This window comes from Heyndrickxia shackletonii (assembly GCF_001420715.1).
Classification (GTDB): Bacteria; Bacillota; Bacilli; order Bacillales; family Bacillaceae_C; genus Margalitia; species Margalitia shackletonii.
Genome location: NZ_LJJC01000004.1, coordinates 3,741,085 through 3,766,507, shown reverse-complemented (window position 1 = coordinate 3,766,507; position 25,423 = coordinate 3,741,085). Strand labels below are relative to the sequence as shown.

21 protein-coding genes and 1 tRNA gene are annotated in these 25,423 nt (G+C 37.3%); 20 read left to right on the top strand and 2 right to left on the bottom strand.

The window, feature by feature from the left end:
- Position 1: 1 nt before the first annotated feature.
- From AN964_RS18090 to AN964_RS18070, 5 genes are all read left to right on the top strand, one after another.
- A complete protein-coding gene (locus AN964_RS18090) occupies positions 2-988 on the top strand; it encodes an ABC transporter ATP-binding protein (RefSeq protein WP_055741028.1) in 987 nt (328 codons plus the stop codon).
- Between the two features lie 57 nt (positions 989-1,045).
- Positions 1,046-2,380, top strand: coding sequence for a GH1 family beta-glucosidase (locus tag AN964_RS18085; RefSeq protein ID WP_055741027.1), 1,335 nt, complete (start codon positions 1,046-1,048; stop codon positions 2,378-2,380).
- A 629-nt stretch (positions 2,381-3,009) separates the two neighbouring features.
- Positions 3,010-3,768, top strand: a complete 759-nt coding sequence (locus AN964_RS18080; RefSeq protein ID WP_055741026.1) for a sugar phosphate isomerase/epimerase family protein — start codon at positions 3,010-3,012, stop codon at positions 3,766-3,768.
- Between the two features lie 27 nt (positions 3,769-3,795).
- Complete coding sequence (locus AN964_RS18075; protein ID WP_055741025.1) at positions 3,796-4,818, top strand: Gfo/Idh/MocA family protein; 1,023 nt, start codon at positions 3,796-3,798, stop codon at positions 4,816-4,818.
- Positions 4,819-4,944: 126 nt separating this feature from the next.
- Complete coding sequence (locus AN964_RS18070; RefSeq protein WP_055741024.1) at positions 4,945-5,946, top strand: DUF3231 family protein; 1,002 nt, start codon at positions 4,945-4,947, stop codon at positions 5,944-5,946.
- A gap of 57 nt (positions 5,947-6,003) precedes the next feature.
- Here AN964_RS18070 and AN964_RS18065 read toward each other — a convergent pair whose 3' ends face one another.
- Positions 6,004-6,789, bottom strand: coding sequence for an ABC transporter ATP-binding protein (locus AN964_RS18065; protein ID WP_055741023.1), 786 nt, complete (start codon positions 6,787-6,789; stop codon positions 6,004-6,006).
- A 244-nt stretch (positions 6,790-7,033) separates the two neighbouring features.
- Between AN964_RS18065 and AN964_RS18060 the strand changes: the two genes are divergently transcribed.
- From AN964_RS18060 to AN964_RS18040, 5 genes are all read left to right on the top strand, one after another.
- Positions 7,034-8,221 (top strand): sensor domain-containing diguanylate cyclase, encoded by a 1,188-nt coding sequence (locus AN964_RS18060; protein WP_055741022.1) that lies wholly within the window; start codon positions 7,034-7,036, stop codon positions 8,219-8,221.
- Between the two features lie 302 nt (positions 8,222-8,523).
- Complete coding sequence (locus AN964_RS18055) at positions 8,524-9,789, top strand: glycoside hydrolase family 18 protein (RefSeq protein WP_055741021.1); 1,266 nt, start codon at positions 8,524-8,526, stop codon at positions 9,787-9,789.
- Positions 9,790-10,159: 370 nt separating this feature from the next.
- Complete coding sequence (locus tag AN964_RS18050; protein WP_055741020.1) at positions 10,160-10,963, top strand: SGNH/GDSL hydrolase family protein; 804 nt, start codon at positions 10,160-10,162, stop codon at positions 10,961-10,963.
- Positions 10,960-11,874, top strand: coding sequence for an ABC transporter ATP-binding protein (locus AN964_RS18045; RefSeq protein WP_055741019.1), 915 nt, complete (start codon positions 10,960-10,962; stop codon positions 11,872-11,874). The genes AN964_RS18050 and AN964_RS18045 overlap by 4 nt, the downstream gene beginning before the upstream one ends.
- Entirely contained in the window at positions 11,867-12,847 is a 981-nt protein-coding gene (locus AN964_RS18040; protein WP_055741018.1) for a DUF2705 family protein, read from the top strand. Before AN964_RS18045 ends, AN964_RS18040 begins: the two co-directional genes overlap by 8 nt.
- Positions 12,848-12,883: 36 nt before the next feature.
- Here the strand turns inward: AN964_RS18040 and AN964_RS18035 are convergent, their stop codons facing one another.
- A complete protein-coding gene (locus AN964_RS18035) occupies positions 12,884-13,135 on the bottom strand; it encodes a hypothetical protein (protein WP_163258580.1) in 252 nt (83 codons plus the stop codon).
- A 334-nt stretch (positions 13,136-13,469) separates the two neighbouring features.
- Between AN964_RS18035 and AN964_RS18030 the strand changes: the two genes are divergently transcribed.
- The 10 genes from AN964_RS18030 to AN964_RS17985 all read left to right on the top strand — a co-directional run bounded on the left by AN964_RS18030 (position 13,470) and on the right by AN964_RS17985 (position 25,337).
- Positions 13,470-13,790: an iron-sulfur cluster biosynthesis family protein gene (locus tag AN964_RS18030; RefSeq protein WP_055741016.1), complete on the top strand. Its 321-nt coding sequence runs from the start codon at positions 13,470-13,472 to the stop codon at positions 13,788-13,790.
- Positions 13,791-13,980: 190 nt separating this feature from the next.
- Positions 13,981-14,730, top strand: coding sequence for a GTP cyclohydrolase II (locus AN964_RS18025; RefSeq protein ID WP_055741015.1), 750 nt, complete (start codon positions 13,981-13,983; stop codon positions 14,728-14,730).
- A gap of 317 nt (positions 14,731-15,047) precedes the next feature.
- Positions 15,048-15,121: transfer RNA gene (locus tag AN964_RS18020), tRNA-Gly, on the top strand.
- Positions 15,122-15,234: 113 nt separating this feature from the next.
- Positions 15,235-16,365, top strand: a complete 1,131-nt coding sequence (gene queG, locus AN964_RS18015) for a tRNA epoxyqueuosine(34) reductase QueG (protein ID WP_055741288.1) — start codon at positions 15,235-15,237, stop codon at positions 16,363-16,365.
- Positions 16,366-16,818: 453 nt separating this feature from the next.
- Positions 16,819-17,679: an amidase domain-containing protein gene (locus tag AN964_RS18010; protein ID WP_055741014.1), complete on the top strand. Its 861-nt coding sequence runs from the start codon at positions 16,819-16,821 to the stop codon at positions 17,677-17,679.
- 263 nt (positions 17,680-17,942) lie between these two features.
- Positions 17,943-18,416, top strand: coding sequence for a tRNA (uridine(34)/cytosine(34)/5-carboxymethylaminomethyluridine(34)-2'-O)-methyltransferase TrmL (gene trmL / locus AN964_RS18005; RefSeq protein ID WP_055741013.1), 474 nt, complete (start codon positions 17,943-17,945; stop codon positions 18,414-18,416).
- Between the two features lie 375 nt (positions 18,417-18,791).
- Positions 18,792-20,687: a PrkA family serine protein kinase gene (locus tag AN964_RS18000; RefSeq protein WP_055741012.1), complete on the top strand. Its 1,896-nt coding sequence runs from the start codon at positions 18,792-18,794 to the stop codon at positions 20,685-20,687.
- Between the two features lie 296 nt (positions 20,688-20,983).
- A complete protein-coding gene (gene yhbH, locus AN964_RS17995; protein WP_055741011.1) occupies positions 20,984-22,150 on the top strand; it encodes a sporulation protein YhbH in 1,167 nt (388 codons plus the stop codon).
- A 1,000-nt stretch (positions 22,151-23,150) separates the two neighbouring features.
- Positions 23,151-23,438, top strand: coding sequence for a hypothetical protein (locus AN964_RS17990; RefSeq protein WP_055741010.1), 288 nt, complete (start codon positions 23,151-23,153; stop codon positions 23,436-23,438).
- Positions 23,439-23,846: 408 nt separating this feature from the next.
- The gene (locus tag AN964_RS17985; RefSeq protein ID WP_055741009.1) at positions 23,847-25,337 is read left to right on the top strand and encodes an amino acid permease; all 1,491 of its coding nucleotides are present in this window, start codon (positions 23,847-23,849) and stop codon (positions 25,335-25,337) included.
- Positions 25,338-25,423: the final 86 nt, after the last annotated feature.

The following is a 25,423-nucleotide window of genomic DNA, read 5'->3' as shown; positions in this document are numbered from 1 at the left end:
CTTGAACGAGCAATCAATTGTTTTAGTGAAAGTCGAAGATCTTGTTATTAAATTCCCGGTTCGCGGGGATCGGAAAAAGAAATACATTACTCCCGTTGATAACGTGAATTTGGAGATAAAAAAAGGCGAAGTGCTTGCTTTAGTAGGTGAGTCAGGCAGTGGTAAAACAACAATCGGCCGTGCGTTAGTCCGATTAGTAAAGCCAACCGAAGGAACTATTACGGTTCATGGTAAAAAGGTGAATGAAATAAGAGGAAAGGATTTAAAAGACTACCGGCAAGTGGCACAAATCATTTTTCAAGATCCATTCGGGTCATTAAATCCTGTAAAAACGATTGAGGGTCATTTGCGGTTTCCGTTAAAAAAGCATCAGGGATATAGGGGGAAAGCATTAGATGAAAAAGTGGCAGATTTGCTCCTTCAAGTTGGTTTAACACCAGTTCAGGAAATACGGAAAAAGCATCCCCATGAATTATCAGGCGGGCAGCGGCAACGTCTTGCGATTGCCCGGGCATTGGCTGTTAATCCGCAATTTATTGTAGCGGATGAGCCTACTTCCATGCTGGATGTATCCATCCGAGCTGGTATTCTGCAGCTTATGAATGATTTAAAGAGAGATTTAGGTTTGTCTTATTTATATATAACGCACGACTTAGCATCTGCACGCTATTTTGGCGACCGCATTATGGTTTTATATGGCGGAAAGGTCATGGAAATTGCAGATTCAAAGGAATTAATTAAAAATCCGTTAAACCCTTATACCAGGTTGCTTTTAGCAGCGACACCCGGCAGTGAGTCTCAAATTGATCTTACAGATATGACAAATGATCCTCCAGATTTATCAGAAGATAGAAGAGGCTGTCCATTTGTTCATCGCTGTCCATTAGCAACCGATGTCTGCAGAGAGACGATGCCAGCATTGGAAGAAGCCGCAGAGAATCATTTTGTTGCCTGCCATCATTTAGATAAAAGGGAGCAATGGAATTAGTGGAACCTGAATTTAAAATTAGTCTACACCATAAGTGTGAATAGGAAGGTGGAGAAAATGGAAATATTTCCTGATACTTTTACATGGGGGACCGCTACGGCTTCCTATCAAATTGAGGGTGGCGCACATGAGGAAGGGCGGGGAGAATCGATTTGGGATCGTTTTGCCCGTCAACCAGGAAAGGTTTACAAGCAGCAAAATGGTGAAATAGCCTGTGATCATTTTCACCGCTATCCGGAAGATGTTGAGTTGATGGCCGATCTCGGAATCAGCTCCTATCGCTTTTCTTTTGCATGGCCGCGGCTTTTTCCAGAGGAAGGCAAGTTTAATTCGGAAGGGCTTGCATTTTATACCCGGTTGCTGGATGAGCTGGATGCTAAGGGAATAACACCTGCTGCCACTATTTATCATTGGGATTTGCCAACATGGCTTCAGGATAAAGGCGGCTGGACCAATCGAGAAACCGTTGACCAATTTGTGACTTATGCGAAGACGCTGTTTGATGCATTTGGAAGCCGAATTCCATCATGGATTACTCATAATGAACCTTGGTGTGCCGCTTTTCTGGGTTATGCATTTGGTGTTCATGCTCCCGGGCATACCGATTGGAATGAAGCCTTGATCGCTTCCCATCATTTACTGTTGTCACATGGGAAAGTGGTGGAGTTATACCGTTCCATGGGATTGGCTGGGGAGATTGGGATTACGCTTAATTTATCACCAACTATTCCAGCTTCGGAAGCTGCAGAAGATGTTGCTGCGGCCGAGCGTTCGGACGGTTTTGCCAACAGATGGTTTCTCGATCCTATTTTTAAAGGAAGATATCCGGAAGACATGGTGACCCTTTATAAAAATAGATTTGGACCACTATCCTTTATGAAAGAAGGTGATCTGGATACCATATCCGCTCCAATCGATTTCCTGGGAATTAACTATTATTCTCACAATATCGTAGAGAATGATGAGAAAAATGATATTTTGGGAGCGGGAGTAATCAGTGAAACAGAAAATGTCACGGATATGGGGTGGGGTATCCATCCGGAATCCTTATACGATTTGTTAACGCGAATTAAGTCAGATTATACGGATATTCCGCTTTATATAACGGAAAATGGGGCGGCGTTTCCTGACGTATGGAAGGATGGAAAAATCGAAGATCACGCCCGTATCAAGTATCTCCATGATCATTTTGCAGCAGCACATCGTTTCATAGAAGAAGGCGGAAATTTACAAGGATACTATGTATGGTCGCTTATGGATAATTATGAGTGGTCCTTTGGCTACTCCAAGCGGTTCGGCATTATTTATGTGGACTATGAAACACTGGAGCGCACACCGAAGGAAAGCTATAAATGGTATCAAAAAGTGATCAAAGAGAATGGGATTGAATAGGGAGAAAAACTTACCATAATTAGTTCTTCACGATGGGGATGTATGACATTGTATGGTTAGGAATTTTAATGAGTGTCCTTCATTAGGGAAATGAAAGCCATGCGAGAGCAAGAAATTACGAAAAGTGTCCTTCATCGAGGATATGAAGGCCATGTGATATCAAGAAATTACGATGAGTGTCCTTCATTGGGTAAATGAAAGCCAAGCGACAGCAAGAAATTATCAATAGTGTCCTTCATCAAGGAAATAAAGGCCAAGTGCCAGCAAGAAATCACGATGAGTGTCCTTCATCAAGGATATGAAGGCCAAGTGACAGCAAGAAATTACGAAAAGTGTCCTTCATAAGGTAAATGAAGGCCAAGTGACAGCAAGAAATTACGAAAAGTGTCCTTCATAAGGTAAATGAAAGCCAAGTGACAACAAGAAATTACGATGAGTGTCCTTCATTGGGTAAATGAAGGCCAAGTGACAGCAAAAAATTACGAAAAGTGTCCATCATCGAGGTTATGAAAGCCAAGTGACAGCATGGAATCACGGACAGTGTCCTTCATCAAGATAATGAAAACCATTATACCACTATAAAAAGTATCAATTGTTATCACTGAAATTTTAAAAAAGGAGAAATGAACATGACCAAAATACCAGTTGCACTTCAAATGTATTCTCTTCGAAATGAAGGGGAAAGGGACTTCGTCGGAACGCTTGAAAAGGTAGCAAAGTTAGGTTTTGCTGGAGTAGAATTTGCAGGCTATGGCGGGATGGAAGCAACACAATTAAAAGAGGTATTGGATGATTTAGGACTTAAAGCTGCATCAAGCCATGTTCCGCTTGATGTATTAGAAAATCAGCTTTCAGACGTGATTCGTTACCAGCAAACAATAGAAAATTCTCACATAGTATGCCCATTTTTAATGCCAGACCAGCGTAATCAAGACGCTTATGCTCGGCTGATTCAAACGCTAAACCAAGTTGGGGAAGAATGCTACAAGGAGGGTATCACTTTCTCGTACCATAATCATGATTTTGAATTAGTAACACTTGCAAACGGGTTAAAACCTCTTGAATGGATTCTTAATGAAACAAATCCGGAGTGGGTTAAAGCAGAATTTGATGTGTATTGGCTGACAAAAGCAGGGGAAGAACCTACTGAATGGCTGAAACGTTATAAAGGAAGAACACCGCTTGTTCATCTAAAAGATATGACCAAAGATGAAGAACAATTTTTTGCTGAACTTGGAACTGGAGGAGTTGATATTGAAGCAATTTTAGCTCTTGGGGACGATTGTGATGTGGAATGGTGGATTGTCGAACAAGACGCCAGTAAGCGCTCGCCTCTTGAAAGTATTGAAATGAGCAGTCGTTATCTTAAACAAAAAGGGATTCTATAATATACGGTATAGCGAGGGGAAATCAGTATGGAAAAAATAAAAGTTGGTGTAATTGGCTGCGGTTCTATTGCTAAATATCGTCATTTACCAGAATATGCAGCCAATCCAAACGTTGAAATTGTAGCAGTTTGTGATGTTTTAGAAGAACGGGCAAAGGTTACAGCAGAAAAATATGGTGCTCAAGCTTTTACAGATTATAATCAATTATTAAACACTGTTGATACAGATGTCATCAGTGTTTGCCTCCCAAATTATTTGCATGCACCTGTTTCTATAGCAGCTTTACATGCAGGTAACCACGTCCTTTGTGAAAAACCCATGGCCACGTCACATGAAGAAGCTTTAGCGATGATTAAGGCTGCCAAAGAAAATAGCAAAATATTAATGATTGGCCATAATCAACGATTTGTTGCTTCTCATCAGAAAGTGAAGAAAATGCTTGAAAACGGAGAATTTGGGAAAGTTTATAGCTTTAGAACGACCTTTGGGCATGGCGGGCCGGAAGGTTGGAGCATTGACGGAAGGGAAAGCTGGTTTTTTGATAAAGAGAGGGCCTTTATTGGGGCACTAGGTAATCTAGGTGTTCATAAAGCAGATCTTATACGCTATCTTCTTGGGGAAGTGAAGGAAGTAGGGGCATTTGTGGAAACCAGTGCGAAGAAGGATACGGATGTGGATGACAATGCTGTATGTATATTGAAATTGGAGAATGGGACAATTGGTACATTAACTGCCAGTTGGTCATACGTTGCAGGAGGGGACAATTCGACAGTTATTTATACGGAAAATGCAGTAGTGCGTCTAGAAGATGACCCAACTCATTCTCTCATTATCCATTATAAAAATGGTGAAATCGCCCGATATCAGCTGGATAAAATTCAAACTAATGAAGAGGGCGGCCAGACAACATCGCATGTAATAGACCATTTCATTGATGCGATTCAGAATAATAAGACACCGCTTATTACTGGTGAAGAAGGCATGAAATCATTAGACGTTATTTTAGCAGCTCTTGAGTCCAATGAAAAAGGGAAGTTTGTAAAAATTTAAAGATAACCAGGAAAGGAACGATGCTGAAAACTAGCATCTTCCTTTTTTTATTAATGATTAGAATATCCACAACTTATAAGGTAAAACTATTGGTAAGTATTAAAAGATTAAAAGGAGTTTTAGGGTATGCTAATGAGCAATTCACAATTATCGGCGGCAGAAATGGGAAAGCTCTGGGCTTCCTATATGGGGAATTCAATGGGGAAATGTGTTCTAAGCTATTATCTAAAGCATGTGGATGATCAGGACATTAAAGCCATTTTGGAATTTGCTTTAAACTTAAGTACCACTTTTGCACAAAGAATTGAAGATATTTTTAATCAAGCCGAATTCCCAGTACCAATCGGATATACGGAAGATGATGTAAACTTAGAAGCACCTAGATTATTTCACGATCAGTTTTACCTTCATTACCTGGACTATTTAGGAAAAGCCGGCATGAGTATTTATAGTATAGCCATTCCATTAGTTACAAGAAAAGATATAAGGGATTTTTTTATCGATTGTCTTAGAGAAACAGTTATATTAATGTCAGGTGTGAATGAATTATTGAAAGCAAAAGGTGTAATCATGAATCCACCGCCTATCCCGACACCTAAGAAAGTCGAATATATTCAGAAACAGAGTTTTTTGAATGGTTATTTCGGGGATCTTAGAGCTCTTCATGGACTAGAAATAGCCCACCTTTATGGAAACCTTAATAATGATGTCACAAGTAAAGCTCTAATCATTGGTTTTGCTCAAGGTGCTCAGCTTGAAAAGGTTAGAAAGTATTTAGAACGAGGGAAGAAATTGAATCAAAAACATATTGAAATAATGACAAAGAAGCTTACTGATAATAACCTGCCTGCCCCATCACTTTTGGACCATTTGGTAACTACATCTACCATTACTCCATTTTCGGACAAGCTAAAAGTCGCTCATAAAATTGATATGTTTGCCATGAAAATAAGAGAATATGCGAACGGAGCTTCTTTAAATGGTAGGAGGGATCTGGGTGTAATGTATGCTAAATGTCAAATGGATGTTTCCTTATATGTGGAGGACGGAGCCAATATAATGATTGAGCATGAATGGTTTGAGCGCCCTCCAGAATCAGTGAATCGAAATCATTTGCATGGCAGTTAAATACTATTAAAATTGTTGCAGAAATGGTATCAAAAGGGGAATGTTTTCCCCTTTTGATCAATAGATAACCTCTTCAAGTGAAAGCCAAACTCTTTTATTTTTCTCATCCACTTTTATAGGGACTTGGTAAAAGTCTGAAAGTGTTTCCGAAGTTAGAACTTCTTCTTTTCTCCCTTCTTTAAAAACCTCTCCCTTATTTAGTAACAATACCTTTTTAAAGCATGGAAGAATTTCTTCCACATGATGAGTGACATAAATGATGGTAGGTGCGTCAGGGTGCTCCGTTATTTTTTCAATCATTTGTAATAAATGTTCACGAGCTAATAAATCAAGTCCAGTACATGGTTCGTCTAAAATAAGCAGTTTTGGATCTGCCATTAGCGCTCGTGCTATCAGAATCCGTTGCTTCTCTCCTTGAGAGAGAGTTTGATAGCTTTTATTTTTTAAATGCTCACAGCCGAGCATTGTTAATAATTCTGTTGCTTTTTCATCATCTTCAACATGAATCCGGTCATAAAGACCGATGCTAGCAAATTTGCCGCTTACGACAATGTCTCTAATATTTTCATTTTCATGCAATTGCTGCTGCAAGGAAGAGCTGACCCAGCCGATGGATTTGCGAAGCTCTCGAAGATTAACATGACCAAACTTGTTTCCTAATACGTGAATTTCTCCTTTGGTTGGCCAAATATACCCATTTATCATATTGAGCAGAGTTGTTTTTCCAGAACCATTAAGCCCTAATATACAACAATGCTCCTTCTCTTTGACCTGCCAAGAAATATTTTTAAGAATCCACTCGTTTCCTCTTTGCCATGAAACATTTCTAATATCGATGACCATCTGCGATTTCTCCTTAGATTAACTGATATTTCTGAAATATAAATCAATAATACCACTTTTGATTTTGTTGACAAGCTTTATACTTTTAAAAGAGTATAACTGTCCATCCTAGAAATACAAATTATTGAAATGTCCATTGGTGGTGCCTGACACCACTACTTGAAAGAATATTTCGAAAAACATATAATGAAAGGAAGAGGGACTTTAGAATTAGTAGATTAAAATACGTTGTGGAAGTGTTGGCATGGTAGATTATGACGGTAATAATGCTACGTTGGAAATGATTTATGATTTGTTAAAAAAAATTGGTACTGAACATAAATATATTTCGAAAGAAGATTATTCGGTAATAAAAAGTAAATGCAATGTTAGCAGTCAAGACCAGCTTATGGATCGCATTTTCTTTCAATTGGAAGAAATCCAGAATCAAATGGAGCGTCTAAACTGGTTAAATAGTCACTATCGAATCCTGCATAACTTTGCACAGATATGCAGTAAAACCTTAAGTGAAGAAATTCTTTTTAAGGAAGCATATCAAATGGTGTCACAGGTAATGCCGACCGATTCATTTTATATAGCTACTTATAATGAAGGTGATTCCCATATTCAAGTTCCATTTATGATAGACAAGGGAAAGGAGTACTCTCCTGTTACGATTGAACTTGGAGAAAATCATACTTCTCAGGCAATAATGACAAGGGAAATCATCCATCATAAAGAATCGAGAATGGAAGAGGAATACGATGTTTATTTAGGCGATGAGGAGGCCGGGTTGACTAACTCCTGCCTCTTTGTTCCCGTTTTAATTGATAATCAAGTAAAAGGTGTTATATCTGCTCAATGCTATGCTGAATTTGCCTATCGTAAAGAGCATGAAGAATTGCTGCAAATCATTGGAACACAAGTTTTCAGTTCGATTGACTCCGTTAGGTTATACGAACGTATTTATAAAATGTCGCTGCTCGATGATTTAACAGGTCTAAAAAATTATCGTGCTTTCCACGAAGATTTATTATCTTTAATAAGTGAAAGCAATCACACTATTCAACTTATCATGCTTGATTCCGATTCCTTAAAAAAAGTGAATGATCATTTTGGACATGATGTAGGCGACAAATATTTAAAAGTACTAGCAGATGGTATTAAAAGTATTTGTAATAAAACTATAGAAGGTTACCGTTACGCTGGTGATGAATTCATGATAATTGTAAAATCATCACAGGAAATTATGCCGTTGTTTGAGAAATTAAAGGAATATTATCTACTCCATCCCATTACAATTCGTGGAGAGCAAATATTCATATCCATAAGTACAGGTGTATCCGTTTATCCCAAACATGGTGTAACTGTTGATTCCTTAAAAAAATCGGTAGATACTGCCTTGTATAGTGCGAAAAAACAAGGCGGAAACCAAATTGTGTTTTCTGAATAAATGGTAAGTAATCGGCCTTTCTCTGAATACGAGGGAAGGGCTTTTTTTATACTTATTTAAAATTGTGAAAGAAGATTTTCTTTTACCAGAGATATAAAGACATAGAGAGGTAGAAATATTCATAAGGACATCTTCGGGAAGAAGGTCGTCCGAGATGTTTTTACAAATGGTTTAAAAAAGTCAATTAGGGAAAATCATATCAATTTCTTTTTACATTATGTTTTATTTTTTATCGGAAAATCATCTATAGAAGTATATTAATAAGGAATCCCCATAATATGATAAAAAGGAGGGGATTGTAAATGGCGGTCCATGTAGTGAAAGCTGGAGAAAATTTGTGGGGCATTGCTGAATTGTATGGTGTTTCTATGCAAACACTTATAAATGTGAATGGATTAACAACAACTTCTTTAGTACCTGGACTCGCTCTATATATTCCGGACAATTTATTGCCAATCCGCACCTATCGTATTAAGAAAGGAGATCAATTAAGACTTCTAAGTAAAACATTTAATACAGAGCTTTCCTACATACTTTCATTAAACCCCAACATTAATCCTAATCAGCTTTCAATCGGACAAATCATCCATATTCCGTCCCCTAATAAATTGGAAATAACTACACTCGGTTTTATTTTTCCTTCATCTATAACAACTATTACACCTATCCTTCAATCCCTTGCCGGACAGTTAACATATTTAGCGATTGTTGCCTATTCCTTTACTGAAAAAGGTCTTGCTTTTAATCAAATGGATGATACAGCCATTATCGAGCTATGTCATCAATTAAAGATAAGTCCATTATTAATGATTAGAAATTTTTTAAATGACCAATTTAGTGCGGATCTTGCGGGAGATGTGCTAGGAAATCCAACGTATCGACAAAATCTTGTGACAAGTATTGTGAATCTTACTAGAAATAAAGGCTTTAGCGGAGTCAGTATTGATATTGAGTTTATTCCGCCAGCACGCCGGAATGATTTTATTACCTTTCTGTCATCCTTAAAAAACGCACTAGGAAATCTCTTATTGCATGTGAATGTACATGCTAAAATAGCTGATTTACCAACTAATCGAATAGTAGGTGCCTATGATTATGCAAGAATAGGAAAAATAGCAGATTTTATGGCTGTCATGACCATTGATTATGGCTACCCGGGGGGTCCACCTGATCCTATTTCCCCGATAGGGTGGGTAGAACAGGTTATTAAGTACGCAATATCACAAATGCATCCAGCAAAACTACAAATAGGGATGTCTTTATATGGTTATGATAAAACAGTTTCAAATAATCAAACGAGAGCATTATCTGTGCAAGCCTCGCAAAATCAAGCAATAACAACAGGAACAACTATACAATTTGATAATACTGCATACTCTCCATGGTATAGATATTGGAGAAATACAGCGGAACATATCGTATGGTTCGAAGATATTAGAAGTTATATAGCAAAGTATAGATTAATGGATCTTTACCAAATAGCAGGAACAACCTATTGGCAAGTTAGTCTCCCAGCCCCTCAAAATTGGGAATTTGTAAAGCGAAATATAAAAGTGATAAAAAGATAAGCGTAATTAAATACCCTTATGTAGTTATTCAAAATAAACTGCATAAGGGTATTAATTTTTGTATATGCCTTATAAATATGTCACAGAATTTTATAAATAATGATGCGAATATTTTTTAATCTTTATATGTTTCTATCTCTCTATAGTTTGATTAAAAAATTCCCTCCTCCACCTCTATTAGACAATCCAAGAATAAGACTTTATATGAATGGCCATATGTTTTTGAATAATGTGTATAAAAGGAAAGCATTATATTTGAAACGGTAATATAAAAATGTTTCAATATTTTTAACAAAAATAGATTGGAATTTTTGCCTAATGGTTATAAATAAGGATGATTCATTCTAAGCATGTAGAAAGGAATGGCAGGATGAAAAAATATACAATTACAATCATCTCCATCATTTCTATTTTCTCTGCTCTGCTATTTCTTTTCGGCTTTGGCTGGGTGCTAAAGGATCAATTAGCAGTGGGGCAGGGAAAACAAACGGTTAAAAGGCAGATGACCCCATCAGAAATGACAACTAAGTCAAAAAATAGGCTGCAAATTGCTGCTCTTGGGGATTCTTTAACAAGAGGAACGGGGGATCCTGAGGGAAAGGGGTATATTGGTTACCTAACAGACAGCTTAAAAAAGAAAACAAAAAAATCGATCCTGCTAACAAATAGTGCGATAAAAGGCCAAACATCTTCACAATTAATCACTCAACTAAAAGGACCGGAAATTAAGCGTCAGCTGCAGGCGGCTGATATTATTCTTTTAACCATTGGCGGGAATGATCTCTTTCAAGGTGGAAATGTAATCAATCATCTTGACCCCGCTTATATGAAAAAAGAAGAGAAACCGTATCTTGCAAATTTAAAACAAATATATACTGCCATTCGTTCTATCAATCCGGATGCGACCGTCTTCCATGTAGGCTTATACAATCCTTTTATCGATTTAGAAAAGTCTAAGCTTACATCATCCATTGTCCGCAAGTGGAATTATGATTCCGCGGGTCTTGCTGCAAATTATAAAAAGATTATTTATGTTCCAACCTTTGATCTATTTGAATTACATGTTAACGATTATTTATTCAGTGATAAGTTTCATCCGAATGCTGCCGGTTATAAATTAATCGGGGAACGTGTTGCTTCACTGATAAAGTTTAGCGAGGGGGGAACAAAATGAAGGAAGTTCCGGCACTCGAAGTAAAGGATTTACGGAAAACGATTCGAAAAAAGGAAATCATAAAGGGCTTATCGTTTACCTTATACCGTGGAGAAGTTTTCGGTTTTCTTGGACCAAATGGAGCCGGGAAAACAACAACAATCCGAATGCTTGTCGGATTAATTAAACCAACTTCAGGAACGATTTTAATATCAGGCAAAAATGTTCAAACAGATTTTAAAGAAGCGATGAAAAACCTCGGGTGTATTGTAGAGAACCCGGAACTTTACCCATATTTATCAGGTTGGGAAAATCTTGAATATTTTGCTCGGATGGATCCCTCCATTACACCGAATCGGCTTCATGAAGTGGCGGATTTGGTAGGATTAACCGATCGTATTCATGATCGGGTTGGAACTTATTCGCTAGGGATGAGGCAAAGGCTTGGGATAGCCCAAGCATTATTGGGAAATCCTCACCTGCTTATTTTAGATGAACCAACAAATGGACTAGACCCCGCGGGAATTAGGGAAATGAGGGAATTTATTCGCTTTCTTGCCAAAAATGAGGGATTAAGTGTGCTTGTATCTTCCCATTTATTAAGTGAAATTCAGCTCCTATGTGACAGAGTAGCCATTGTGTTAGATGGTGAAATTATTCGTACCGATACCGTTGAGTCGTTGCTTGCGGAACAGGAACGGGTAATATGGAAAGTGGAGCCATTCCAAGCAGCTAAAAAGCTTTTACAAGAGGAAACAGATGTGAAAGAAGGAGAAGATCATACCTTAATTACTCCTTTTATAGAGGAGAAAGTTGCAGATTGGAACAAAAAACTTGTGAGTGCTGGCATTAAAGTGAAAGAGATGCAGGCGAAGCTTCCGGCTCTTGAAGATCTATTCCTCGAATTAACGGGGGGAAAGCATCATGATTAATCTTGTTTATAATGAACAGTTAAAGATTTTTCGCAAAAAACGTTTATTTGTCATTATTTTAATCATCGCCATTCTCGTTCCAATTATTACGTATGCCCAATATAAACAGGACAAAACAGCAGAAAAGAAACTGGGAACGAGGGATTGGCGTGTTCAGCTCCAACAAGAAATTGTGGATATACAAAATCGCTTGAGTTCGAGCCAACTCCCGGAGGATTTTGCCCAATATTTAAAAATTAAACTGACACAGGAACAATATTATCTGAATCATAATATTAATCCGAATTCCCCAGGAGCACCAACATTCATGAGAATTTTTGCAGAAAATGCAATTGATCTTCTGCTGCCTTTATTAGTCATGGTCGTGGCTGCGGACCTTGTTTCCTCTGAGGCAAGCGGAGGAACGATTAAATTATTGCTGACTCGGCCGGTAAAACGATGGAAAGTATTATTAAGCAAATATCTCGCTTTGTTGCTTGCTATATCCTTTATTGTTTTATGTGTAGCAATCCTTTCCTATGCCATTTCCGGAATTGTGTTTGGATATAAAGGGTGGAATATGCCGATGCTGACGGGGTTTGTAACAAAGGGAGAAGATTTAGTCACAACCCATGTTCATCTGATAGCACAATGGGAATACATATTAATGGAATTCGGTCTTGTTTGGTTTGTTTGTGTGGTCGTGGGCACCCTTACTTTTATGCTGTCCGTTCTAGTTCGTTCAACAGCTGCGGTCATGGGCATTATGCTCGCTGCCTTAATTGCCGGTGCGATTCTGGTCAACATGGTTTCTTCGTGGCAAAGTGCAAAATATTTATTCATGGTAAATTTGCAGTTAACGGATTACGTGAATGGAACGAAACCGCCGATTGAGGGAATGACAATGGGATTTTCCATTACCGTTCTTCTTGTCTGGATGGTAGCAGCTTTAATTGTGTCATTCGTCGTGTTTAATCGAAGGGATGTATATTAAAAGAGGAAGGAGTATGTACTCTTTCCTCTTTCTTTATTAAGCAGAAACAATATGTTCTTTTATTTCTATAATCGGTTCCTCAAGTTTTGCATTTCTGAAGACAGATCTTATTTTTATTGGGAGAACTTTTACAATTTGTTCTCCTTCCTCCATTGAAATTGCTTTTCCCATTACTAAATCTAATTCAAAAATACAGCTAGGATCCTCGTCCTCTTTTTGAGGGGGATTTAAAAAGACACCGCCATTAACTGACCACGCAGATGTGTGCAGCAGCATGGAATGTATCATATTTTGTTCTTTTTCCGTAAATACTTCATTCGTCTTAACGTTAATATAAATGGATGTTATTATGTGATTCTCCACCTTTTCGTTTTAAATTGTCTTCACCATGAAAGAATCGAATTTTGTAAACATAATAATCAACCTCCTTTTGTACATAAATGATTCGACAAATTTTGTATAATTCCTTCCATTTTAGGGAAAATTATTTAATTTTATGTACCGCTGTTTTACTTAATTTACTTATGAGTGGTGAAGGAGTAAGCTGAAAAGGTGAATAAGCGAAGAAAAAATACCATTTTCGTTATGAAAACATTCATTGCAAAAGATAGGAGTTACAATCATGGAGATTACCATAACAGATGAAGCGGTAGTAAAAATAAAGGAAAAGACAGAAGGAAAGAAAGGCTATTTAAAATTGAAGTATAATACGGATGGATGCGGATGCGCTGTAAACGGTGTAATCGAATTATGGTTCGTTTCGGAAATAGAGGATGGTGATATTGCGATTGAAACCAATGAATGGTCCGTGTATATAGAAAAGGCAAAAACAGTATATTTTGACGAGAAAATGAAAATTCACTTTTCTAAAGATGTCAATAGTTTTCAATTAATAAGCCCGCAGCAAATATTAAATGGGTTCATGAACTTTGTAATAAGGTAACGAATTTCACTTTTGGAAGTTAAAAAAACAGGGTGGGCAATAGTAGTACCATTTCCTAATAATCTTTTTTATGGATAAAAATGAATAAACAAAATAATTAATATTTATTCCGAAAATATGCTATAATACTTTCGCTCGTCAAATAAATACAGTTATTTTTTTACCTGTATAGCTAAAAGAGGAGATAACTATGATTACGACAGAAGTAAAAGCACTTCTTAAAGATAAAATGGCGATTCTTTCGCAAGCCGATAAAACAGATATTTGTCTAGTTGGTCCCATTAAGTTGCCTGTTCAACTAGATGACCAGGTTGTCCATTTTAACTGGTATACTTGGTTAGTATTAGATGGCATTTCCTCTGATAAGGAAGCCATTTTAAATGCTTTGCCATCTTTGAATCTAGCATCCTTACAGCAATCCTCCGTTTTAGTATACGGGGATTTCGAACATGATGAACATGCTTTAATTAGAATGCATAGCATTTGCCATACAGGTGATATTTTTGGAAGCAAACGCTGTGATTGTGGATATCAATTACGTCAATCGATGAGAATGATTGTAGAAAATAAATCCGGAGCAATTTTCTATCTTGCTAACCATGAAGGAAGAGGGATTGGCTTATTTTCAAAATCGTTCGCCTATCTGCTTCAACAGGAAGGCTTAGATACAGTGGAAGCAAATCAAGCGTTGGGATTTGCCGATGATATACGCAGTTACGAAGATCCTATCAGGGTTTTACAACATTTACGCTCGAAGCCTGTTACGTTGATAACCAATAATCCGAAGAAACTAACTGCACTTAAGCAACATGGATTATCGGCAGAAGATCACGTTCCGCTATGGGGAGATGTATCTGATTTTAATAAACGGTATCTTGAAACGAAGGTAAATAAATCAGGACATATTCCAGCAAAAAAATTAAGCGGCACAAGTATTTAAAGTTTAAAGTGTTCCATCCGTATACTTAGGATTGGAGCACTTTTTTATATTTTATCGGAATTAGGATAATGAACTGAGAGCAGGTAATTCCGTCTGTATGGGGTATTACTTTGAAAAATAGTAGAATGCCGTGAAATTGGATAGGAACGGCCCGAATATAGATAAGTGCACGAAATGTCCGCACAAAAATAATGATCACTTTATCCGTAAAAATATCCCCTTAGAAAAAAATATAAAAAAACACTTGAAAAACATATAGAAGGCATGTATAATAAAAAAGTCGACAAGAGGTTGTCGAAAAATAATTGAAACCTTTTGCGGGTGTAGTTTAGTGGTAAAACTACAGCCTTCCAAGCTGTTGTCGTGGGTTCGATTCCCATCACCCGCTCCATACATAACATTAGAACCAACGCAGTATTTCGTTTTCCAGAAGAACGGGATATTGCGTTTTTATATTTTAAACTTAAGTGTAAGAAAATGAAATCTAGAATCGAGGTGATGATAATGGACTTTACAAAGTTTAAAAAGGAACTTATTCAATATAGTAAATCGATTGGAATCGACAAAATTGGCTTTACAACTGCAGATCCTTTTACTGAAATGAAAAACAGGCTGATTAAACAACAGGAGCTGCAATACCAATCAGGATTTGAGGAGAAGGACATTGAAAAAAGAACGAATCCTTCCCTGATTTTCGATAAACCTCAATCCATCATTTCGATTGCGCTCGCTTACCCTTCAAAAATGAAGGATGCACCTAAAGGAAAAGCGGGAGAAAGACGGGGAATTTTTGCAAAAGCTTCCTGGGGAGAAGACTATCACCACATTTTAAGAAGGAAACTTACTGAACTAGAAGCTTTCATCATGGATTATTATCCTGAAGCAAGATGCAAATCCATGGTGGATACTGGGGAACTAGTAGACCGAGCCGTTGCCCAGCGAGCCGGTATTGGTTGGAGCGGGAAAAACTGTTCCATTATCACACCGGAATTTGGATCTTATGTATATTTAGGTGAAATGATTACCAATATTCCTTTTGAACCGGACGCACCAATGGAAGATCAGTGCGGAACCTGCACGAAATGCCTAGATGCATGTCCAACAGGAGCTTTAGTACAAGGCGGACAATTGAATGCTCAGCGCTGTATTGCTTTTTTAACACAGACAAAGGGTTTTCTTGCAGAAGAATTTCGCGTAAAACTAGGAAATCGTTTATATGGCTGTGATACATGTCAAAGTGTATGCCCGAAAAACAAGGGGATAGATTTTCATTTCCATGAAGAAATGGAGCCTGATCCGAATCTAGCAAAGCCGGAATTAACCCCACTTCTATCTATCAGTAACCGCGAATTCAATGAAAGCTTTGGAAAAATGTCCGGATCCTGGAGAGGTAAAAAGCCAATTCAGCGAAATGCATTAGTAGCGCTTGCTCATTTTAAAGAAACTTCTGCTGTACCGGAAATTATTACAGTATTAAAAAATGATCCTAGACCGGTATTGCGCGGAACAGCTGCGTGGGCTTTAGGAAAAATCGGCGGAGAAGAGGCGAAGAATGCACTTCTCACAGCGAAAGAAAAAGAATCAGATGAAGAGGTTTTAAAAGAAGTAGAGGATGGCCTATCGAAATTGGGATAGGCCTTTTTTTAATGATAAGATTTCACATGGTCTTTAGAAGGGATCAAAACAGGAGGGAGAATGGTCTTTTGAAAGCATCAAAAGATCCACCAGAGGAAGAATCCGAGAGCCAATGGTCTTTATAAGTGTTCAAAAGACCAACCAGAGGAAGAATCCGAGAGCCAATGGCCTTTATAAGAGTTCAAAAGACCAACACGAGGAAAAATCCGAACCCAAATGGCCTTTAGAAGGTTGGTCGCTTATAAAAGTTTGTTTTGTTTTCCCTTCTTCGTTCATATGTTTGTATTGAGGCTGTTTTCGAATAGATTGTTAAAATCCAAAAGCCGATTTTAACCTGTTGCTTTACGTCATTTGTTTTATAAATCCTAAGTAAACTGGTTTTCGGGGCCTCTTTTCATAAACTAAGGTGGGCAACTAAGTTTAAGAAAAGAGGCCAAGAAGGAGGGAGTTTTCATGAAATCTCAGCTTCAAAAACAATTAGAATCACGTTTAGAGCAATTAGTGAATAAACTTGGCGATGATGAAAAAATAAATAGAAAAAAAGACCTGATGGCAAAGCGCAATGCAGAAATTGTAAAAGTGCAGGCAAGAGCAAAGGTTAAGAATAAAATAGAAAAAGATAATCAAACATTCCTTCATTACCAGATACACTTAAAATATTTAATCAAACAGAAAGAGAAAATGTATATTGAGGAAGAAATCGAAAATCGCAAAGCAACCTTTTATCAAGAACAATTATACAATGATCAAGAAATCGTCCCCGAATTTCATGTTCCAAATGACCAACCGCCATCTTTAATAAATGATGCAAATGACGATCGAAAAAGTTACAACTATGACCGTTTAAAAGCAGTTCAGTATGCGGAAAGATGGTGGAATAGCTACAATCCGAAATATCGAAAATTTACCGATGATTGCACTAATTTTATCTCTCAATGCTTGCATGAAGGCGGAGCACCGATGAGAGGCTACCCTAATAGGGGGCAGGGCTGGTGGATGCAAAATAATAATTACAGTTATAGCTGGGCAACTGCTCACTCTTTAATGCAGTATTTAAGTACTTCAAAAACTGGTTTACGTGCAAAACAGGTTAGCTCCCCGCAAGAATTAAATTTAGGCGACGTCATTTGCCTTGATTTTCAAGGAGATGGCCGTTTTGATCATAATACCATCGTAACGGGGAAGGATGCTTATGGAATGCCGCTTGTTAACGCCCACACGTATAACAGCCGTAATCGGTATTGGGCATATGAAGATTCTTCCGCTTATACCCCAAATATTAAATATAAATTTTTTACGATTGTGGATAACTAATGGTGAATAGAGAGCATGAAAAGTACAAAAGTAAATATGCTATAATGGGAAAGGGAAATAAAGCTGTTTTCGTATAGATTGTTAAAATCCAAAAGCCGATTTTAACTTGTTGCATTTCGTATATATTTAAAATCCTAAGTTTGACCCAGTTTCAGGGCATCTTTACTTTAAAAGATATTCATTTTTACCTTAAATTGGGTGGATTCTACGAAAGCAACAAAGTTTTAGAAAAGAGCCTTAAATAAAGATAGAGGTGACCATTCTTGGCAATTCATGTCGTATTATATCAACCAGAAATTCCAGCAAACACCGGCAATATTGCACGCACATGTGCTGCAACCGATACAAAGCTGCATTTAATCCGCCCGCTTGGATTTTCAACCGATGATAAAATGTTAAAAAGAGCAGGGCTAGATTATTGGCATGCGGTAAATATAACTTATTATGACTCTTTAGATGAATTTTTCTCCAAAAACCAAAATGGTGAATTTTATTATATCGAAACATACGGAGAAAAACCTCATTCATCCTTTGATTTTAGCGATGTGGATAAAGAGCATTACTTTATGTTTGGAAAAGAAACGACAGGACTTCCGAAAGATTTAATGGAAAAAAATAAAGATCATTTTTTAAGAATACCAATGAATGATAATGTCCGCTCCCTGAACCTTTCCAATACAGCAGCGATTCTAGTATACGAAGCATTAAGACAACAAGGCTATCCGAACTTAAAATAAAAAAAATCTTCCGACGGGAAGATTTTTTTTATTCGGGAAATTATTTATTCACACCTGGCTTATCTTCATATCCTGCAGTAAAGATGGCAGCTAGAAATGCAACGCAGCCAAGCAAAATGATTAGTGTTTTCATGAATATGTACGCCTCCTTTGCCCCATGTACATGTACTTTCTGTTATTATAGCCCAATTTAAATAAAATGTGAATGCTCTTTCATTTCAATTCTAACAATTGTTTGACAATCTTTCCTGTAACGTTATCACTATATTTCCATAATATATATATCATTATTCTTGTCTGATTCATTCATGTTCACTTCGCTAAAAGCATAAAGTATATAAATCGTCTCTTAACAAGTGACAAGGGGAGGTCTATATGGATATTTTAAAACGACTTTCACATTACCGTGAAGAGGAAGAGAAGTTATATTGGGAAGGGACATTTGCTGATTATTTGGAGTTGTTGAAGGAAAGACCATGGATTGCTCAGTCGGCTCATTCCCGTGTTTACAATATGATAAATGATGCTGGGGTTGGAGAAGTAAATGGAAAGAAAAAATATGAGTTTTTCAGCCGTCAATTATTCGGTTTAGAGGAAGCATTAGAAAAACTAGTTGAAGAATATTTTCATCCCGCAGCAAGACGTTTAGATGTGCGAAAGCGGGTTTTGCTATTAATGGGGCCGGTCAGCGGTGGTAAATCCACATTAGTAACGATGTTGAAAAGAGGTCTTGAAGCCTATTCGCGTACAGATAAAGGGGCAGTATATGCCATTAAAGGCTGCCCAATGCATGAGGATCCACTGCATTTAATTCCAAGTCATTTAAGACAGGACTTCTATGAAGAATACGGAATTAGGGTAGAAGGAAATCTATCTCCGCTTAATTTGATGAGGCTTGAACAGGAATATGGTGGACGAATCGAAGATGTTATGATTCAACGTATCTTCTTCTCCGAGGATCGCCGTGTTGGAATTGGAACATTCAGCCCATCAGATCCTAAATCTCAAGATATTGCGGATTTAACAGGAAGTATAGATTTTTCCACTATTGCAGAATATGGTTCCGAATCTGATCCGCGCGCCTACCGCTTTGATGGGGAATTAAATAAAGCAAACCGCGGTTTAATGGAATTTCAAGAGATGCTAAAATGTGATGAGAAGTTTTTATGGCATCTATTATCCTTAACACAAGAGGGCAATTTTAAAGCGGGAAGATTTGCTTTAATCAGTGCAGACGAATTAATCGTTGCCCACACAAATGAAACGGAATATCGCTCCTTTATCGCCAATAAGAAAAATGAAGCTTTACATTCTCGGATAATCGTTATGCCTGTTCCGTATAATTTAAAAGTTTCCCAAGAAGAAAAAATTTACGAAAAGATGATTAATGAAAGTGATGTGGCAGATGTTCATATTGCTCCACATACGTTAAAAGTGGCTGCGATGTTTACAATCCTAACTCGTTTAAAAGAGCCAAAGCGCGGCGACATTGATCTTTTAAAGAAAATGAGATTATATGATGGTGAAAATGTCGAAGGATTTAACTCAGCAGATGTAGAGGAGCTGAAAAAAGAATATCCGGAAGAAGGAATGAGCGGCATTGATCCGCGTTATGTCATTAACAGGATTTCCTCCACGATTATTCGCAAGGAAATACAATCCATCAATGCGCTTGATGTTCTCCGCTCTTTAAAAGAAGGTTTGGATCAGCATCCATCTATTACCTCTGAATTGAAGGAGAAATATTTAAACTATATCTCACTAGCGCGCAAGGAATATGATGAATTAGCGAAGAAGGAAGTGCAAAAAGCCTTTGTGTACTCTTATGAAGAATCGGCCAAAACACTTATGGATAATTATTTAGACAATGTCGAGGCATATTGCAATAAAGTAAAACTTCGTGATCCATTAACAGGAGAAGAAATTAATCCGGATGAAAAATTAATGAGATCCATTGAAGAGCAAATTGGCATCTCCGAAAATGCGAAAAAAGCATTCAGGGAAGAAATATTAATCAGAATTTCTGCCTATGCAAGAAAAGGAAAACGGTTTGACTATAATTCACATGACCGTCTTCGTGAAGCAATCCAGAAGAAGCTATTTGCTGACTTAAAAGACGTTGTAAAAATTACTACATCCACCAAAACACCGGATGAAACTCAGTTGAAGAAAATTAATGAAGTAGTAGCCCGTCTCATTGATGAACATGGCTATAATTCTACTTCTGCTAATGATCTGCTTCGTTATGTGGGAAGTTTGTTAAATAGATAATTAGAAAAGCGAAAAGCGCCTTGTTCATTCACTAGTCGATAGGGGCCGGAGCTAGACAGCATAAAAAAGGTAGGAGTTATTCCTACCTTTATCTTTTCTTTAAAAAATAAGCTTGTCCAACATTAGGCACGAGTACATTTCTCGCAATTATTTGTAAATAAATATAAATTTCTGCATAGGATAGAGTATCAATATTTATCTTTTTGGTGATTTTGGTAACCAGAATATTGTATGTCAAAAACGATTCGTTTGTGACACTTTTTTTGAAAAAATTTTATAGGAGGGGAGTATTTCAAATGTCTGAATCAGAACATCAACAATTTGTGATTTCAAGTGAAGATTGGTCCCTCCATCGAAAAGGGCATGATGATCAAAAACGTCATCAGGAAAAGGTCCAGGAAGCAATTCGCAATAATTTGCCTGATCTCATAACAGAAGAAAGCATCATCATGTCAGATGGCCGTGATGTGGTCAAGATTCCAATTCGTTCATTAGATGAATATAAAATACGTTATAACTATGACAAAAACAAACATGTCGGCCAGGGGGACGGCGACAGCAAAGTGGGAGATGTAGTAGCCCGTGATGGTAATCCGCAAAAAGGGCCAGGAAAAGGCCAAGGTGCCGGGGATCAGCCAGGAGAGGATTACTATGAGGCAGAAGTATCCCTAATGGAGTTGGAGGAGGCTTTATTTAAACAGCTGGAGCTTCCGAATCTGCAAAGAAAAGAACAAGATTTTAACACCGTTGAAGATATCGAATTTAATGATATTCGAAAGACAGGTCTGATGGGAAATATTGACAAGAAAAGAACAATGATGTCCGCTTTTAAACGGAACGCCATCAACGGGAAACCGAGCTTTCACCCAATTGTTCCGGAGGACTTAAAGTTCCGGACGTGGAATGAAATTGAAAAGCCAGAATCCAAAGCTGTGGTTCTTGCCATGATGGATACAAGCGGAAGTATGGGAGTCTGGGAAAAATATATCGCAAGAAGCTTTTTCTTCTGGATGACACGTTTCTTAAGAACAAAATACCAATCCGTTGACATTGAATTTATTGCCCATCATACAGAAGCTAAAGTTGTATCAGAGGAAGACTTCTTCTCAAAAGGAGAAAGCGGCGGAACGATTTGTTCATCTGCCTACCGAAAAGCACTTGGATTAATTGAAGAAAAATATGATCCAGCCAGATTCAATATTTACCCATTCCACTTTTCAGACGGTGATAACCTAACTTCCGATAACGCACGATGTGTCAAGCTGGTGGAAGAATTAATGAAGGTTTCAAATATGTTTGGATATGGTGAGGTCAATCAATACAACCGGCATTCCACTCTCATGTCAGCCTATAAAAACGTGAAAGATGAAAAATTTCGTTATTATATTTTAAAGCAAAAATCCGATGTCTTTTTTGCGATGAGAAGCTTTTTTCAGAAGGAAGAGGAAAAAGCATATAGTTAGTTGGGCGGGTTAAATTAAATAGTGAATTAATGATAGGGAATAAATAAATCGTTTTGATTTTGGAATAAAATGTTAATATAATATGAATAATAAAATAATAGCAATGTCCTATGATGAGGAGAAGTAATTCAAATTTAGCTTGAGTTAGGGTGGTTGAGAACCTAGCAAGAAGAAATTTATTGAATGGACCTCGAAGGAATAAGGTGAAATCTATCTAAGTGGTGGGCTGCATCTTATAGCAGATAGAGTATGTCAGTACTTGATAATGAATGGTGTAATATATTTATTATTACACAATTTAGGTAGCAACACGGAAACGATCTCCGTCCTATTAATTAGGGCGGAGTTTTTATTTTTTCTAATAAAAATATTAAAGAGAAAACACGGTTGAATTACAACACCAATATAATAGGTTTATCATGATTGCAGATCAACAAGCCTTAACAGACAATGCAAGAAATCCCGAAAAAATTAGAGAGTGTTGAAGTATTGAAAAAGGGAAGGATAGTTGGGTCGGAGCGGAATGGAATGATTTACCTTAATAGGGGGACAAAAGACCAAGAGGAGGGAAAAACGAAGTCGAGTTGTCCTTTATAAGGGTTCAAAAGACCAAGAGGAGGGAAAAACGAAGTCGAGTTGTCCTTTATAAGGGTTCAAAAGACCAAGAGGAAGGAAAACCGGAAGCGAGATGTCCTTTATAAGGGTTCAAAAGACCAAGAGGAAGGAAAACCGGAAGCGAGATGTCCTTTATAAAGGTTCAAAAGACCAAGAGGAAAGAAAACCGGAAGTGAGATGTCCTTTATAAAGGTTCAAAAGACCAAGAGGAAGGAAAAACGAAGCCGAAGTGTCCTTACTGGGGTACAATGACTTTCCTTTTTTCCGAATGATGATACTTAAAACGGTGAGAATATAGGTTTATAGTTTTTGGGCATATGCCGTTACACAACAATAAAAGTGTACATATTTTATAGATATTAACCCAAGAGGAGAGATGTCTTTCATGTATGCTTATGGAAACTACGATTTACCTCAATATCCGTCTATTTATTATCCATATGTGCAGCTAAATGAAAATGAACTCTACAGACAACAACAATTATCACAATTATTTCAGCTGCCGCAATGGACTCAACTTCAACGCAGAGTTAATCAGCTTGAAAGGCAAAATGATCAACAAGAAAGAGAAATTGACCAGCTTAGACGACGTTTACAGAGAGTGAACCAGCGACTTCGTACAGTCGAAAGAAGACTAAATATTCATATCACTCCTTTTGAAGGAGAATATTAAAAAAGTAGAAAACCGAGCGAATAGTAGCTCGGTTTTTAATAAAACTTCTCCAATCATTTATGTAAAAGGAAATGATCAGGGAAGTTTTTTTATTGCTTGCCTTAATTTATTTCCGCCTATTTTTTCTTAAATAAGCGCCATACTAATAGTATTCCTCCTCTTTAACCTCAACACTGAAGATTTAAATTCTAATATTATATAATTATTCCTATATTTGAATACTAATAAAATTTCACCATATTATAAAAAATACTTTTCAGAAAGTTATCTTTATTGTAAGATTAATTATGTTTTCTTATATTTAATTCTTAAATTAGAATACAAATTTTAGAAAGCGTTTACATATATTACCTTTTATTAGAATAGCTTTACAATGCCACATAACGAACTTAGAAAGGACATGATAGGATGGCTATACCGAAGGAAAAAGTAACTTATTCTACGCCAACAGAACAAGAAGCGCACAAATTAAAGCGAGGATTAAAATCCCGCCATTTAACAATGATCTCAATTGGTGGAGCTATTGGCACCGGTTTATTTCTTGGGAGCGGGGCTGCAATACATACTGCAGGTCCTGGGGGAGCACTCCTAGCTTATGCTCTAGTAGGTGCAATGGTGTTTTTTGTCATGACGAGCTTAGGAGAAATGGCAGCTTTTATGCCGACAAGTGGTGCATTCAGTACGTATGGAACAAAATTTATTGACCCAGCATTTGGATTTGCCTTAGGTTGGACCTACTGGTTTAACTGGGCTATGACTATTGCCGCTGAATTAACGGCATCCACTATGATTATGAAGTTTTGGTTTCCAAATAGTCCATCTCTATTATGGAGTTTATCGTTTTTACTGCTAATCTTTCTATTAAACTATTTATCTGTTAAAGGATATGGTGAAGGAGAATATTGGTTTTCGTTTATTAAAGTTTCAGCAGTTGTCATTTTTATCATTGTGGGTGTTTTGATGATATTTGGGATTATGGGCGGAGAAGTGATTGGTTTTAAAAATTTTACCGTTGATAAAGCCCCATTCCCAGGCGGATTCCTTGGTGTTTTTATTGTATTTATTGCCGCTGGTTTTTCCTTTCAAGGAACAGAAATTGTTGGAGTCGCGGCAGGCGAAAGTGAAGATCCAGCAAAAAATGTACCAAAAGCGATTAAGAGTGTTTTCTGGAGAATTCTCCTATTTTATATATTAGCTATTTTTGTAATCGGTCTCATTATTCCTTATACGAACTCTAATCTAGCAAGTGAAGATGTTATGGTGAGTCCGTTCACACTTGTATTCAAAAAAGCTGGCCTTGCTTTTGCAGCCTCTCTAATGAATGCCGTCATATTAACAGCCGTTTTATCAGCGGGGAATTCCAGTCTTTATGCTTCTACCAGAATGCTGTATTCCATGGCAAAAGAGGGACAGGCACCGCGTATTTTTGCAAAATTGAATAAACGGGGAGTCCCGGTGGCAGCCGTCATATTGACATGCATTGTTGGAATGCTTGCCTTTTTATCATCTATCTTCGGTGACGGAATTGTTTATTTATGGTTAATGAATTCAATCGGAATCACAGGCTTTATTTTCTGGCTCGGTATTTCCATTAGCCACTATCGATTCCGTAAAGCCTTTCTTGCTCAAGGGCATTCACTGGACAAGCTTCCTTACCGTGCAAAATGGTATCCATTCGGACCTATTTTTGCCATTATCATTGGACTAATTGTCATTTTAGCTCAAGACTACCAAGCTTTTCTTTCTGATAAAATTGACTGGGGCAGTGTAATAGCGGCCTATATGGGTATACCTCTATTTCTTTGCCTGTGGTTTGGCTTTAAATTTATAAAGAAAACGAAAGTCGTTCCTTTAGAAGAATGCGAGATTATTTTTGATTACGAAAAAAAATATGATTAGAGAAAAGATATAAAAACCATCAGTAAATAATGTTGAATAACAATTTACTTTTTTAATTAACTATCTGTTGAATTCCGCTTCAGGCA